The sequence below is a fragment of the Streptomyces sp. NPDC033178 genome, from assembly GCF_055577685.1.
Genome location: NZ_JBVIPT010000020.1, coordinates 176765 through 189963, shown reverse-complemented (window position 1 = coordinate 189963; position 13199 = coordinate 176765). Strand labels below are relative to the sequence as shown.

Genomic DNA, 13199 nt, shown 5'->3' with positions numbered 1-13199 from the left:
AGCCGGTGTGTCGCACGATCTGGCTGATATTTCGAGCTTTTTTTGTGACCGATGCGATCAGCAGGCTGCCGGGAGCGCGAAATTAATGCCCGAGGATGGTCGATCGTCGATCATTTTCGAACACCCATTTCATTTACGCGGTGTTTCGAGGCGTGTCCCGCGGTGAGTTTTCGGACGTGTTCCGCGAGCGCGTCCGGCGCCAGCGGGCCAGCAGTCCTTCGGGTACCTCCTCGGCCGTGAGCGCGAAGACCAGGTGGTCACGCCAGGCGCCGTCGATGTGGAGATAACGTGGACGAAGGCCTTCGTCACGGAATCCGAGTTTCTCCACGACCCGTCGGCTCGGCCCGTTCTCGGGCCGAATGCAGACCTCGATGCGGTGCAGACCAACGGTTCGGAAGCAGTGGTCGGACGCAAGCGCCACGGCCGTCGGCATCACTCCGCGACCGGCGACCGCCTCGTCCACCCAGTAGCCGATATGGCCCGAGCACATCGAGCCCCAGGTGATTCCGGCGACCGTCAACTGCCCGACGAGCCGCCCCTGGTACTCGATGACGAACGGCAGCATCCGCCCCGAGTTCGCCTCGGCGCGCAGATGCCGGACCATCTGGCGATAGGTCGGCCGGTGGGCGATCGGCCCGCTGGGCGTGGGCGGCGGGATGGTCGCCTCCCAGGGGCGCAGCCAGTCCCGGTTACGGCGGTTCACGTCGCGCCAGGCCCGCTGGTCGCGCAGCTTTATGGGCCGGAGGACCACATCGCCGTCCACCAGCTCGACCGGCCAGGATGGGCTGTTCAGCTCACACCCCCACTGCCGCCGGGTCTGGGGTGGTCGCCGCCGCGGATCTGCTCGACGGCGTGCATCAGGAGGGGTTCGAGGACGGCCAGACCGTCCCGCACCCCGCCGGTGGAACCCGGAAGGTTCACGATCAGTGTCCTCTCCGCGACCCCGGCGAGCCCCCGGGAGAGCGCCGCCGTCGGCACCTTCTCCCTACCGAACGCCCTGATGGCCTCGGGAATGCCCGGCACCTCGTACGTGATCGCCTTCCGCGTGGCCTCGGGGGTGCGGTCGGTGGGTGAGATGCCCGTGCCGCCGGTGGTCACGATGACGTCGTACCCGGCCGTGACGCCCACCCGCAGGGCGTTCTCGACGGGGTCCCCGTCGGGGACCACCCATGGCCCGTCGACCGCGAAGCCGAACTTCTGGAGCCCCTCCGCGATCAGGGGCCCGCCCCTGTCCTCGTAGACACCCGCCGCGGCCCGGTTCGAGGCCGTCACGACGAGGGCGCTGTACGGGGCGGTGAGGGCGCCGCCGATCGGCGGCTCGGCCGGTGCCGCGGGTCCCGTCGGTCCCGCCGTCATGCCCGGCTCCAGTCGCCCGACTTGCCGCCCGTCTTCTCCTCCACGCGCACGTCCGTGATGACCGCCCCCTTGTCGACCGCCTTGACCATGTCGATGACGGTGAGAGCCGCGACGGTGACCGCGGTGAGGGCCTCCATCTCGACGCCCGTGCGGTCGGTGGTCTTCACGGTGGCCAGGATCTCGACGGCGTCGTCCGCGACCGACAGATCAAGCTTGACACCCGACACCGACAAAGGGTGACAGAGCGGGATCAGATCGGGGGTGCGCTTGGCGCCCATGATGCCCGCGATGCGCGCGGTGGCGAGGGCGTCACCCTTGGGCACTCCCTCGCCGCGCAGCAACTCGATCACGCGGGGCGAGACGAGGACGCGACCGCTCGCGCGGGCCGTGCGGGCGGTCACGTCCTTCTCGGACACATCCACCATGCGGGCGGCGCCCGCCTCGTCGATGTGGGTCAGTCGGTCCTGCGTACTCATGATGGCTGGGGCGCTCCCGGTCGGGCCTGTTGTGCGCGACACGGTACCCCCAAGTCGAGGGCTTCAGCCGAGGAGGACCACGTCGACCTCGGTGCCGGGCTCCACGGACTCGTCGGACTCGGGGACGACGATCAGCGCGTTCGCGTGCGCGAGGGCCGCGATCAGGTGGGATCCGGCGCCGCCGACGGGGGTGACCTCCCCGTCCGCGTACCGTCCGCGCAGGAATTGACGGCGTCCGGCGGGCGAGGTGAGCGCCTTGTCCGTACGCAGGGACGCCCTGGTCATGGTCCGGTGGACGTCGTCGACGCCCATCAGGGTGCGGATCGCGGGGCGCACGAACAGCTCGAAGGACACGTACGACGACACGGGGTTGCCCGGGAGCGCGAGCAGCGGGGTGTGGTCGGGGCCGATGGAGCCGAAGCCCTGGGGCTTGCCGGGCTGCATGGCGAGCTTGCGGAACTCGATGCCGCTGCCCGCCTCGTCCTCGTCGCCGACGGAGGACAGGGCCTCCTTGACGACGTCGTACGCGCCGACGCTGACGCCGCCCGTGGTGACGACGAGGTCGGCGCGGATGAGCTGGTCCTCGATGGTGGCGCGGAGTGTCTCGGCGTCGTCGGCGACCGCGCCCACGCGGTAGGCGATCGCGCCGGCGTCACGGGCGGCGGCGCACAGCGCGAAGCTGTTGGAGTCGTAGATCTGGCCGGTACCCAACTGCTCGTCGGGCTGGACCAGTTCGCTGCCGGTGGACATGACGACCACGCGCGGGCGCGGGCGCACCCGGACGGTGCCCCGGCCGATCGCGGCGAGCAGGCCGATCTGCGGCGGGCCGAGGACCGTGCCCGCGGAGAGGGCGCGGTCGCCGGCCTTCACGTCGCTGCCCTTGGCGCGCACGTGCGCGCGTGCCGGTGCCGAGCGGTGGACGTGGACCTGGCCGGAGGCGCCCTCGGGGGACGCGCTGCGGGCGCGCATCCCGGAGACGGGGCCCTCGCCCAGGCCGCCGTCGGTCCACTCCACGGGGACGACGGCCTCGGCGCCGGGCGGCAGCGGGGCGCCCGTCATGATGCGGGCGGCCTGGCCGGGTCCCACGTGGAGCAGCTCGGACTCGCCCGCCGCGACGTCACCGACGACCGTGAGCACGGCCGGGTACTCCTCGCTCGCGCCCGCGACATCGGCGACCCGGACCGCGTACCCGTCCATCGAGCTGTTGTCGAACGGCGGCAGGGAGACCGGCACCGTGACGTCCTCGACCAGGACGCAGCCCTGGGCGTCCAGGAGCTGCAGCTCGATGGCTTCGAGGGGGCGGACGGTCGCGAGGATGTCCTCCAGGTGCTCGGACACCGACCAGAGGTGGTCCTGGCCGGTGACGCGGGTCGCGGCGCTGCTCAAATTGCTACATCTCCTCGGTGACGTAACTGCGAAGCCAGGTCCGGAAGTCCGGGCCCAGGTCTTCACGTTCGCACGCGAGTCTGACAATGGCACGCAGGTAGTCGCCGCGGTCACCGGTGTCATAGCGGCGGCCCTTGAAGATCACGCCGTGCACCGGGCCGCCCACCTTCTCGTCGGCCGCGAGCTGCTGGAGGGCGTCGGTGAGCTGGATCTCGCCGCCGCGGCCGGGCTCGGTCTCGCGCAGTATGTCGAAGACGTGCGGGTCGAGGACATAGCGGCCGATGATCGCGTAGTTGCTCGGGGCGTCGGCGGCGGCCGGCTTCTCGACCAGGTCGTGGACCTTGACGACGTCACTGTCGTCGGTGGCGTCCACGGCCGCGCAGCCGTAGAGGTGGATCTGCTCGGGCGCGACCTCCATGAGGGCGATCACGCTGCCGCCGTACTGCTCGTGGACGTCGACCATGCGCTTGAGCAGCGGGTCGCGCGGGTCGATCAGGTCGTCGCCGAGGAGCACGGCGAAGGGCTCGTGGCCGACGTGCGGGGCGGCGCAGAGCACGGCGTGGCCGAGGCCCTTGGGGTCGCCCTGGCGGACGTAGTGCATGGTCGCGAGGTCGCTGGACTCCTGCACCTTGGCGAGCCGGTCGGCGTCGCCCTTCTTCTGAAGGGCCGATTCCAGCTCGTAGTTGCGGTCGAAGTGGTCCTCGAGGGGGCGCTTGTTGCGGCCCGTGATCATGAGGACGTCATCGAGGCCCGCGGACGCGGCCTCCTCGACCACGTACTGGATCGCCGGCTTGTCGACGACCGGCAGCATCTCCTTGGGAGTGGCTTTGGTGGCCGGCAGGAACCGGGTGCCGAGGCCTGCTGCGGGGATGACAGCCTTGCTGATCCTGGGGTGTGCCTGAGTCATGCCCGACACCATATCCGGTGCCTTTGTATGGAATCTGTGGCTCCGGTTAATTCGCTCTCATATGAGCGCATTATGAAGGGTACGGAACAAGCCTATGAGCCACCTGGGACCCGAACCCGAGTCTGGCAAGCGAGTGTTGCGGCGAGAGTTCCTCACGGTGAGAAGCCGGTATACGGCCGATGACGTGCGGGAGACCGGGGCCGCACTCGCCGCCCGCGCCCTGGAGCTGCCCGAACTGGCGCACGCGCGCACGGTGGCAGCTTACGTGTCCGTGGGGAGCGAACCGGGCACCCGTGCGCTCCTAGACGTACTCCGCGCGCGCGGCGTGCGCGTCCTGCTCCCGGCACTGCTCGCGGACAACGACCTGGACTGGGGCGCGTACTCCGGAGAGGGCTCGCTCGTCGCCGTACAACACCGCGGAAAGATGGCCCTCCTGGAGCCCGCGGGCGAGCGCCTGGGCCCGGACGCCGTGCTCGCGGCCGACGCCGTGCTGCTGCCGGGGCTGGCCGTGGACGCGCGCGGGATGCGGCTGGGCCGCGGCGGCGGATCGTACGACCGGGTGCTGGCGCGGCTCGACCGCGCGGGCGCCGATCCGGCCCTTGTGGTGCTGCTGTACGACTCCGAAGTGGTCGACCGCGTCCCCGAGGAGCCGCACGACCGGCCCGTGCACGCGGTGGTGACCCCTTCGGGAGTACACCGCTTCCGCCGGCCCTCTCCGTAGTGCGCGAAACGGCCCTCCACGCGTGCGTGGAGGGCCGTTCTCAGGTGGCACTCAGGGTTTCAGGACCAGCGTGTCCGACGTCTTCGCGTCGACCGCCCGCTCCTTGTAGGCCCAGGGCAGCAGCTCGCCCTTGATCCACTTGCCGGTCTGGTCGATGTAATGGGCGCTGTAAGCGTGCCCGGAGGCACCCGTGAGGTTGATCCACTTCGACTTGTCGAAGTCCTCCAGGTTCACCACCATGCGCATCGACGGCACCCAGACCACGGAGTAGCCGCCCGCGGCGTTCCAGCCGGTGGCGTTCACCGCCGCCTCGCCGCCGCCCATGTTGTACGGGCCGCGGTTGAGCATGTACTGCAGGAAACCGGGGCCTTCGACGCCCAGGGTCTGGTTCTTGAGGTAGAGCCGGTGCAGTCGGCCCCAGTTCCAGCTGTCGATGTCCTTGCCGAGCTTGGCGGTGAGCTCCCAGCGGGCGTCCGTGAGGGCCCGCTTGAAGAGCTCGTCGCGGGTGTCGACGGCCTTGTCGGTACGCGTCTTCGGCGCCGACCACCAGGCGTTGTCCTCGTCGTCGAGAATCTTGCGCACCACCTCGAACCAGCGGTCGCCGCCGTCCGGCTGCGCGCTGTCGGCATCGCGCTGACCGCACTCGCGCACCCGCTGGTCCTCGTCGGCGGGACCGGTGGAGTCCACCGGCTCGACGTTCAGGCACTGGCCCTCGACCCGCAGCTCCTTGGGCAGCTTGTTGCCGAAGGCGAGCTTGAGGATGTTGCGCCAGGTCGCGTTGAAGTACGCGGCCGCGGCGGAGTCGGCGTCCTGGGTGTAGTTCCAGCCCTCCAGGAGCTTCTGCGCCTCACGGACGTGCTTGTCGGCCACGTCGATCTTGAGCAGCTTGGGCACCAGGAGCTTGGCGATCTCGCTGCTGTTGTCGAGCTGCATCTGGCGCATGTCGTCGGTCGAGATCTTGCCGCCGCCCTTGATCTTCGACTCGATGAGATCGCCGATCCGCTGGCTGCGGGTGCCGTAGCCCCAGTCCGTGGTGAGCGTGTACGGGTACTTGTCCTTGTCGACGACTGCCTGGTTGGCGGTCACGATGTAGCCGCGCTCCGGGTTGTACTCGTAGGGCAGCTCGGCCTGCTTGATGTAACCGGTCCAGCGGTACTTGGAGTCCCAGCCGGGCGAGGGGAGCGAGCCGTCGCCCTCACCGCGGATCGGGATCCTGCCCGGCAGCTGGTAGCCGATGTTGTCCTCGGTGTCCGCGTAGACCAGGTTCTGCGAGGGCACGTCGAACAGGGCGGCCGCCTTGCGGAACTCCGTCCAGTCGGTGGCCTTGTTCATCGCGAACACGGCGTCCATCGAGTTGCCCGGGTCCAGGGCGGTCCAGCGCAGGGAGATGCCGTAGCCGTCGCCGCGGTCGGGTGCCGCGCTGTCGACGGTGGCCTTCTTGCCGACCTTCACGAGCTCGTCGTCGCGGTCGGAAAGCAGCGGCCCGTTGTTGGTCTCCCGGACGACGATGGTCTTGGCGTCACCGCCCGCGACGTTGATCTTCTCCTCGCGGGTGGTGAAGGCCTTCACCTTGTCGTCGTACTCGTAGCCCTTCCCGGTGAGCTTCTCCAGGTACAGGTCGGTGACGTCGGCCCCGGAGTTGGTCATGCCCCAGGCGATGGACTGGTTGTGGCCGATGACCACGCCCGGCATGCCCGCGAAGGTGTATCCGGAGACGTCGTACTGGCACTTCTCGGAGACGCTCCTGCAGTGCAGGCCCATCTGGTACCAGACGGACGGCAGCGAGGGCGACAGGTGCGGGTCGTTGGCGAGCAGTGGCTTGCCGGTGATGGTGTGGGTGCCCTTGACGACCCAGGAGTTCGAACCGATGCCGTTGCCGTTCACGCCGACGGCCTCAGGGACGTCGTCGAGCGCCTTGTAGAGGCCCGACAGCTGGCTCTGCAGCCCGGAGGGGGCCTCCGCGTTGTTCGCCAGCCCGGTGCCCGCCGAGGACTGCGTACCGCCGGTACCGGTGCCGGTGTCGCTGTCCTGCTCGTACTCCCCGGTGGTGCTGTCGTACTGGCCCTCCTGCACGATCGGCTTGTTCCGGTCGTACGGGTACTGCGGGTACAGGTCGGCGATCTGCTGCGGACCCAGGCGGCTGGTCATCAGGGAGCGGTCGATCTCCTCCTGCATGTTGCCGCGCAGGTCCCAGGCCATCGCCTTGAGCCAGGCCACCGAGTCGACCGGGGTCCACTCCTTGGGCTTGTAGTCGTTGGAGAAACCGAGGGCCGCGTACTCCAGCGAGATGTCCGCGCCGTCCTTGCCCTTCAGGTACGCGTTGACCCCCTTGGCGTATGCCTGCAGGTACTTCTTCGTCTCCGCGGAGAGCGTGGTGTTGTACTCCTTCTCCGCGACCCGGTCCCAGCCGAGCGTGCGCAGGAACTCGTCCTCGTCGACCTGGCTCTCGCCGAACATCTCGGAGAGCCTGCCGGCCGTCATGTGACGGCGTACGTCCATCTCGTAGAACCGGTCCTGCGCCTGGACGTAGCCCTGCGCCATGAACAGGTCCGCGTCGGTCGAGGCGTAGATCTGCGGGATCCCGTAGCCGTCACGCTTGACGTCCACGGGGCCCGACAGGCCGTCGAGCGTGATGGAACCCTTGGTCTGGGGGAAGGAGGCACGGACGGTGCTGATGCTCCAGAACGACCCGTAGGCGATGCCGCCGATGATGGCCAGAACCAGGACGATCAGGATCAGACGGGCTCTGCGCCCCTTCTTCCTGCCGGACTTGCCGGGCTTTTGACCGGAAGATGCGGTGGTGTTGGGGGGCATCGCTGTCCTTGCTGTCCTCACGCGAGCGGCAGGCGGGCATGTCCATTTGACTGAGCGCTGGAGCAACCATAGGCGCAGGGCCAACTCGGGCTTGACGCGGAGTCGGGAACCCGGATGGACGGGAGTTCGATCTTGCCTTGCCGAGTGTCAAGAAAGCGTCAAGAGTTAGGTAAGGTAACGAAGTAGTTGAACCATCGAGCCGGCTGAACCGGCCACGGTTGCACCGAACAAGGTGATCCAGCCGATCAAAGCGGTCCAACTGGTCAAAGTGATCCACCCGGAACGGCGAGAAGGGAACAGCCGCTGACTGTCCACCACCTCAACCAGCTCCTCCTCGTGTGCTCGCTCGTTCTGCTCGTCGCGGTGGCAGCGGTTCGGATCTCGTCGCGCAGCGGGCTCCCCAGCCTGCTCGTCTACCTGGGCATCGGCGTCGCCATGGGCCAGGACGGCATCGGCGACATCCACTTCGACAACGCCGAACTGACCCAGGTCATCGGGTACGCGGCCCTGGTCGTGATCCTGGCCGAGGGCGGCCTCGGCACGAAGTGGAAGGAGATCAGGCCCGGGCTGCCGGCTGCCTCCTCACTGGCGCTGGTCGGTGTCTCGGTGAGCGTCGGCATCACCGCGACAGCGGCCCACTACCTGATCGGGCTGGAGTGGCGGCAGGCGCTCATCATCGGCGCGGTGGTGTCCTCGACGGACGCGGCGGCGGTCTTCTCCGTGCTGCGGAAAGTGCCCCTCCCCGCGCGCGTGACGGGCATCCTGGAGGCCGAGTCGGGCTTCAACGACGCCCCGGTGGTCATCCTCGTCGTCTCGTTCTCCATGGCCGGTCCGGTGGAGCACTGGTACCACCTGCTCGGCGAGATAGCGCTGGAGCTGTCCATCGGAGCGGCCATCGGCCTCGCGGTGGGCTTCCTGGGGGCGTACGGACTGCGGCATGTGGCGCTGCCCGCCTCCGGCCTCTACCCGATCGCGGTGATGGCGATCGCGGTCACGGCGTACGCGGCCGGGGCGCTGGCCCACGGCAGCGGCTTCCTCGCGGTGTATCTGGCGTCGATGGTGCTGGGCAACGCGAAGCTGCCGCACTGGCCCGCCACGCGCGGCTTCGCCGACGGGCTCGGCTGGATCGCCCAGATCGGCATGTTCGTGCTGCTCGGGCTGCTGGTCACGCCGCACGAGATGGGTGACGACATCTGGCCCGCGCTCGTCATCGGGCTGGTGCTGACCATGGTGGCGCGGCCGCTGAGCGTCGTGGTGGCGCTGGCGCCGTTCCGTATGCGCTGGCAGGAGCAGGCCCTGATGTCGTGGGCCGGGCTGCGCGGTGCGGTGCCCATCATCCTGGCCACGATCCCGATGGTGAGCGGCGTCGAGGAAAGCCGCCGCATCTTCAACATCGTCTTCGTACTTGTCGTCGTCTACACCCTCGTCCAGGGGCCCACGCTCCCCTGGGTGGCCCGGAAACTGGGCGTGTCCAAGGCCCCGTCGGAGACCGCCGACCTGGGGATCGAGTCGGCACCCCTGGAGCGGCTGCGCGGACACCTGCTGTCCGTCGCGATCCCGGAGGGCTCGAAGATGCACGGCGTCGAGATCAACGAGCTGCGGCTGCCCGCGGGCGCCGCCGTCACGCTGGTCGTCCGCGGGGGAGAATCGTTCGTTCCGCTTCCCACGACCGTGCTGCGGCGCGGTGACGAGCTGCTCGTGGTGGCCACCGATCCCGTCCGGGACGCGGCCGAACAGCGGCTGCGCGCGGTCGGTCAGGGCGGCAAGCTGGCGGGGTGGCTGGGTACGGGTGGGAACGGGGCGGAGGATTGAGCGGGGGGTTGAGCGCCGGCACTGGCGTGCGGTCATTGGCGAGTGATCGTTGGCGAGTCGCCATCGGTGCCGAATCGCAGGCGTCGACCAGGAGAGTGCTGGGTTTCACAGGGGCGGAGTCGCCTGTGCCTGTATCATCAAGGCGCATCTTGATCTAACCAACTCTGCCTGACGCAGAGCTGGCGCGACCGTATGGCGGCCGCGGTGCCCTCTTTCCGGGCGGCCCGGCATCTACCGCAGTTCCGCGCAAGAGGACAGCTCTCGGCGCCTCCGGCCCCGTAACACGGGCCGCGCTACCAGGCGGCAGAAAGGCACGGGCCGTGGCATCCACGGTCACCTCGGAGTCCCCCGGGACTCCTGTCTCCTCCCGCCCGGGATACGGACAACTGCTGCGTACGCGCGGCGCGTGGACGTTCCTGCTTCCCGGCTTCGCCGCGCGGCAGCCGTTCGCGATGCTGACCATCTCCATCGTCCTGCTCGTCCAGCACACCACCGGCTCGTACGGGGCCGCCGGCGCCGTCGCCGCCGTGACCGGTGTCTCCCTGGCACTGTTCGCGCCGTTCACCGGCCGCCTCGCCGACCGTCACGGCCAGCGGGCCGTGCTGCTGCCCGGGGTCCTCGTCCACACGCTGGCGGGTCTCTCCCTGACCGCGCTGGCGCTCTCGGACGCGCCTCTGTGGGCACTCTTCGTGGCCGCGGTGCCGACGGGCGCCTCGGTGCCGCAGATCGGGCCCATGGTGCGGGCCCGCTGGGGCGTCAAGCTCCAGGACTCGCCGCTGATGACGACCGCGGCGGCCTTCGAGTCCGTCACCGACGAGCTGACCTTCGTGTTCGGGCCGCTGCTGGCGACAGCGCTGTGCACCGCCGTGGACCCGGCCGCGGGTCTGCTCACGGAGGCCGCGCTGACCCTGGTCGGCGGTCTGCTGTTCGCCGCCCAGCGCGGCACCCAGCCGGCCGTCGGTCTCAAGGGGCACGCGCGCGTGAAGCACGCCTCCGCGTTGTCCGTCCCCGGCGTGCGGGTGCTGATCGTGGCCTTCCTCGGCATCGGCGCCGTGTTCGGCGGCATGCAGGTCTCGCTCGCCGCGTTCAGCGAGTCCATCGGCGAGCCCGGTCTGAACGGTGTCCTGTACGGGACGTTCGCCGCGGGCAACATGCTCTCCGGCGTCGTCTGCGGCGCGATCGCCTGGAAGGTCGCCCCGCGCCGCCGCCTCGTCGTCGCGTACGCCGCCCTGGGCCTGGCCGCCTCCGGGCTGTGGGCCGCCCAGTCGGTGACCGTCCTCGCGGGCATCGGCCTCCTCGTCGGTGTGTGCATCGCTCCCGCCCTGATCACCGGCTACACCCTGGTCGACGGACTGGTGCCGGCGGGCGCCCGGACCGAGGCCTTCACCTGGCTCACCGGAGCGGTCGCGCTCGGGCAGGCGGTGGCCGTCACGGTCGCCGGGCAGATGGAGGACCGCCTGTGGGACGGTGCCGGATTCCTCGTCCCGATGGGCGGCACTCTGCTGGCCCTGGCGACCCTCGTGACCCTGCGTTCACGGCTCTCGCCCCGGGTCGTGAGCCGGACCGTCGCACGTGGCGTGGGTCACCGAGTGCCGGTGGCAGTGGACTGATCCCGAGGAATACGTCACTATGGACCGTCGTTAGCACTCACTGAGTGAGAGTGCCAGGAGGAAGACAAGTGCCGACCTACCAGTACCAGTGCACCGAGTGCGGCGAGGGCCTCGAGGCGGTGCAGAAGTTCACCGATGACGCCCTCACCGTGTGCCCGAGCTGCGACGGACGCCTGAAGAAGGTGTTCTCCGCGGTCGGCATCGTCTTCAAGGGCTCCGGCTTCTACCGCAACGACAGCCGCGGTTCGTCGTCGAGCAGCAGCCCGGCGCCGGCCACGAAGTCGTCGACCGGATCGTCCGACTCGAAGACGTCGTCCTCGTCGGACTCCTCGTCCTCGTCGGGCTCCAAGTCGTCCTCGGACTCGAAGTCGTCGTCCACGAGCTCGTCCTCCGGCAGCAGCAACGCCGCGTAACGCTCTCGCGCACAACGGATCTTCGCCCACGAACCCTGTCGTCGTACGACGGCAGGGTCTTCGGCGTTTCCGGGCCCGGCTAGGGTGCCGTTCATGGTGAACACGGAGAACGTCGAGATCGGCGTCATCGGCGGGTCGGGCTTCTACTCCTTCCTCGACGACGTGACCGAGATACAGGTGGACACGCCGTACGGGCCGCCCAGCGACTCCCTCTTCCTCGGCGAGATCGCCGGGCGGCGGGTCGCCTTCCTCCCCCGCCACGGGCGCGGCCACCATCTGCCGCCGCACCGCATCAACTACCGCGCCAACCTGTGGGCGCTGCGGTCCCTCGGGGCGCGTCAGGTGCTCGGGCCGTGCGCGGTCGGCGGGCTGCGGCCCGAGTACGGGCCGGGGACGCTGCTCGTGCCGGACCAGTTCGTGGACCGTACGCAGTCCCGGGCGCAGTCGTACTTCGACGGGCTGCCGCTGCCCGGGGGTGAAGTGCCGAACGTCGTGCACGTGTCCCTTGCCGACCCCTACTGCCCCACCGGGCGCAAGGTCGCGCTGGACGCGGCGCGCGGGCGGGACTGGGAGCCGGTGGACGGCGGAACGCTGGTGGTCATCGAGGGGCCGCGGTTCTCGACCCGTGCGGAGTCCCTCTGGTATCGGGCGCAGGGGTGGTCCGTGGTGGGCATGACCGGGCATCCGGAGGCGGCGCTCGCTCGTGAACTGGAGCTTTGTTATACGTCGTTGACGCTGGTCACCGACCTCGACGCGGGCGCCGAGAGCGGGGAGGGCGTCTCGCACGACGAGGTGTTCAAGGTGTTCGCGGCGAATGTGGATCGGCTGCGGGGCGTTCTGTTCGACGCGGTGGCGGGGCTGCCTGCGAACGCTTCGCGGGACTGCCTGTGCACGAGCGCGTTGGGTGGGATGGATCCGGGGGTCGAGCTGCCGTAGGTGGTGCGCCGCGTGCCGTGTGGCCGTGTCGTGGGGTCCCGTCATGGGCTCCTGACGTGGCCTCCGGTCGTGTGGGGGCGGAACTGTCCCTTCGGGTGAGGGAGTTGTCCACAACCGAGTGGTCGTCCACCGGGCTCGGCGGGATTCCGGAGGAGGCCGCAGGCTGGGGTCGCAAGCCGATCTTTCGACCACAGGCGGTGGTACCCGTGTCGCAGCTCTCCTCCTTCCCGCGCCCGTTGGGCACGGACGTGCCCGGCACATGTGAGGTGCCGCATTTCGCTCCTGTGCGGGTGCGCGGTGGGCGGTATCAGGTGCGGCGTCTCGTTCGGCATCGGAGGCGGGCCTTGGCGGTCGGTCTCGCGGTGACCGCCGTGGCGCTCGTCGCGGCAGGGCCCAGGGACAGGGATACGGAGGCGCGGGGGGCCGGACCGCCCCAGGGGCGGCCGGTGGCGGATGCGGTGCGGGAGCGACGGCCCGTCGAGATGGTTACGGCGCCGGTGCGGATCGCCGACGGTGCGACCGTGCGGTTGCTCAGGCCCGGTGACCGGGTGGACGTCGTCGCCGCTGAGCAGGGCGCGGTGGGGCCGGGTGACGCGCACGTCGTGGCGCGCGGTGCGCGCGTGACGACAGTTCCCGAGTCGCCGGACAGTGTCTCCGAGGGTGGGGCGTTGGTCGTCCTGTCCGTGCCGCGGCGGACGGCTACGTTGCTGGCCGGGGCGGGCGCGACCTCACGGTTGGCGGTGACCCTGTGCTGACCATGGCCAGGAT

Annotated in this window: 12 protein-coding genes; 6 read left to right on the top strand and 6 right to left on the bottom strand. The window is 69.7% G+C overall.

Going from position 1 to position 13199, the window contains the following annotated elements; all coding sequences use genetic code 11:
- Positions 1-133: 133 nt before the first annotated feature.
- The 5 genes from ACZ5VQ_RS39350 to galU all read right to left on the bottom strand — a co-directional run bounded on the left by ACZ5VQ_RS39350 (position 134) and on the right by galU (position 4125).
- A complete protein-coding gene (locus tag ACZ5VQ_RS39350; RefSeq protein WP_234048271.1) occupies positions 134-763 on the bottom strand; it encodes a GNAT family N-acetyltransferase in 630 nt (209 codons plus the stop codon).
- A 26-nt stretch (positions 764-789) separates the two neighbouring features.
- The gene (locus ACZ5VQ_RS39345) at positions 790-1356 is read right to left on the bottom strand and encodes a MogA/MoaB family molybdenum cofactor biosynthesis protein (RefSeq protein ID WP_469109198.1); all 567 of its coding nucleotides are present in this window, start codon (positions 1354-1356) and stop codon (positions 790-792) included.
- Positions 1353-1832 (bottom strand): cyclic pyranopterin monophosphate synthase MoaC, encoded by a 480-nt coding sequence (gene moaC / locus ACZ5VQ_RS39340; RefSeq protein ID WP_143638866.1) that lies wholly within the window; start codon positions 1830-1832, stop codon positions 1353-1355. The genes ACZ5VQ_RS39345 and moaC overlap by 4 nt, the downstream gene beginning before the upstream one ends.
- A 63-nt stretch (positions 1833-1895) precedes the next feature.
- A complete protein-coding gene (glp, locus tag ACZ5VQ_RS39335) occupies positions 1896-3218 on the bottom strand; it encodes a molybdotransferase-like divisome protein Glp (protein WP_469109197.1) in 1323 nt (440 codons plus the stop codon).
- Positions 3219-3222: 4 nt separating this feature from the next.
- Positions 3223-4125 carry a UTP--glucose-1-phosphate uridylyltransferase GalU gene (galU, locus tag ACZ5VQ_RS39330; RefSeq protein ID WP_469109196.1) on the bottom strand — a complete coding sequence of 301 codons (903 nt, stop codon included), beginning with the start codon at positions 4123-4125 and terminating at the stop codon, positions 3223-3225.
- A 94-nt stretch (positions 4126-4219) separates the two neighbouring features.
- On the opposite strand from galU, the gene ACZ5VQ_RS39325 reads away from it, so the two are divergent.
- Positions 4220-4846 carry a 5-formyltetrahydrofolate cyclo-ligase gene (locus ACZ5VQ_RS39325; protein ID WP_469109195.1) on the top strand — a complete coding sequence of 209 codons (627 nt, stop codon included), beginning with the start codon at positions 4220-4222 and terminating at the stop codon, positions 4844-4846.
- A gap of 51 nt (positions 4847-4897) precedes the next feature.
- Here the strand turns inward: ACZ5VQ_RS39325 and ACZ5VQ_RS39320 are convergent, their stop codons facing one another.
- Entirely contained in the window at positions 4898-7660 is a 2763-nt protein-coding gene (locus ACZ5VQ_RS39320) for a penicillin acylase family protein (RefSeq protein WP_469109194.1), read from the bottom strand.
- Positions 7661-7963: 303 nt separating this feature from the next.
- Between ACZ5VQ_RS39320 and ACZ5VQ_RS39315 the strand changes: the two genes are divergently transcribed.
- The 5 genes from ACZ5VQ_RS39315 (at position 7964) to ACZ5VQ_RS39295 (ending at position 13186) form a co-directional block, all read left to right on the top strand.
- Positions 7964-9472, top strand: a complete 1509-nt coding sequence (locus ACZ5VQ_RS39315) for a potassium/proton antiporter (protein ID WP_469109237.1) — start codon at positions 7964-7966, stop codon at positions 9470-9472.
- 320 nt (positions 9473-9792) lie between these two features.
- Positions 9793-11082, top strand: coding sequence for an MFS transporter (locus ACZ5VQ_RS39310; protein ID WP_469109193.1), 1290 nt, complete (start codon positions 9793-9795; stop codon positions 11080-11082).
- A 68-nt stretch (positions 11083-11150) separates the two neighbouring features.
- The gene (locus tag ACZ5VQ_RS39305) at positions 11151-11495 is read left to right on the top strand and encodes an FmdB family zinc ribbon protein (protein ID WP_469109192.1); all 345 of its coding nucleotides are present in this window, start codon (positions 11151-11153) and stop codon (positions 11493-11495) included.
- A gap of 93 nt (positions 11496-11588) precedes the next feature.
- The gene (locus ACZ5VQ_RS39300) at positions 11589-12431 is read left to right on the top strand and encodes an S-methyl-5'-thioadenosine phosphorylase (RefSeq protein WP_469109191.1); all 843 of its coding nucleotides are present in this window, start codon (positions 11589-11591) and stop codon (positions 12429-12431) included.
- A 197-nt stretch (positions 12432-12628) separates the two neighbouring features.
- Positions 12629-13186 (top strand): hypothetical protein, encoded by a 558-nt coding sequence (locus tag ACZ5VQ_RS39295; RefSeq protein ID WP_469109236.1) that lies wholly within the window; start codon positions 12629-12631, stop codon positions 13184-13186.
- The last annotated feature ends 13 nt before the right edge of the window (positions 13187-13199 follow it).

What these genes read in the sequence shown, in the direction of transcription:
- ACZ5VQ_RS39345 (WP_469109198.1), bottom strand. Translation starts at nt 1,356, where the DNA reads ATGACGGCGGGACCGACGGGACCCGCGGCACCGGCCGAGCCGCCGATC.
- ACZ5VQ_RS39325 (WP_469109195.1), top strand. Translation starts at nt 4,220, where the DNA reads ATGAGCCACCTGGGACCCGAACCCGAGTCTGGCAAGCGAGTGTTGCGG.
- ACZ5VQ_RS39300 (WP_469109191.1), top strand. Translation starts at nt 11,589, where the DNA reads ATGGTGAACACGGAGAACGTCGAGATCGGCGTCATCGGCGGGTCGGGC.
- moaC (WP_143638866.1), bottom strand. Translation starts at nt 1,832, where the DNA reads ATGAGTACGCAGGACCGACTGACCCACATCGACGAGGCGGGCGCCGCC.
- ACZ5VQ_RS39320 (WP_469109194.1), bottom strand. Translation starts at nt 7,660, where the DNA reads ATGCCCCCCAACACCACCGCATCTTCCGGTCAAAAGCCCGGCAAGTCC.
- galU (WP_469109196.1), bottom strand. Translation starts at nt 4,125, where the DNA reads ATGACTCAGGCACACCCCAGGATCAGCAAGGCTGTCATCCCCGCAGCA.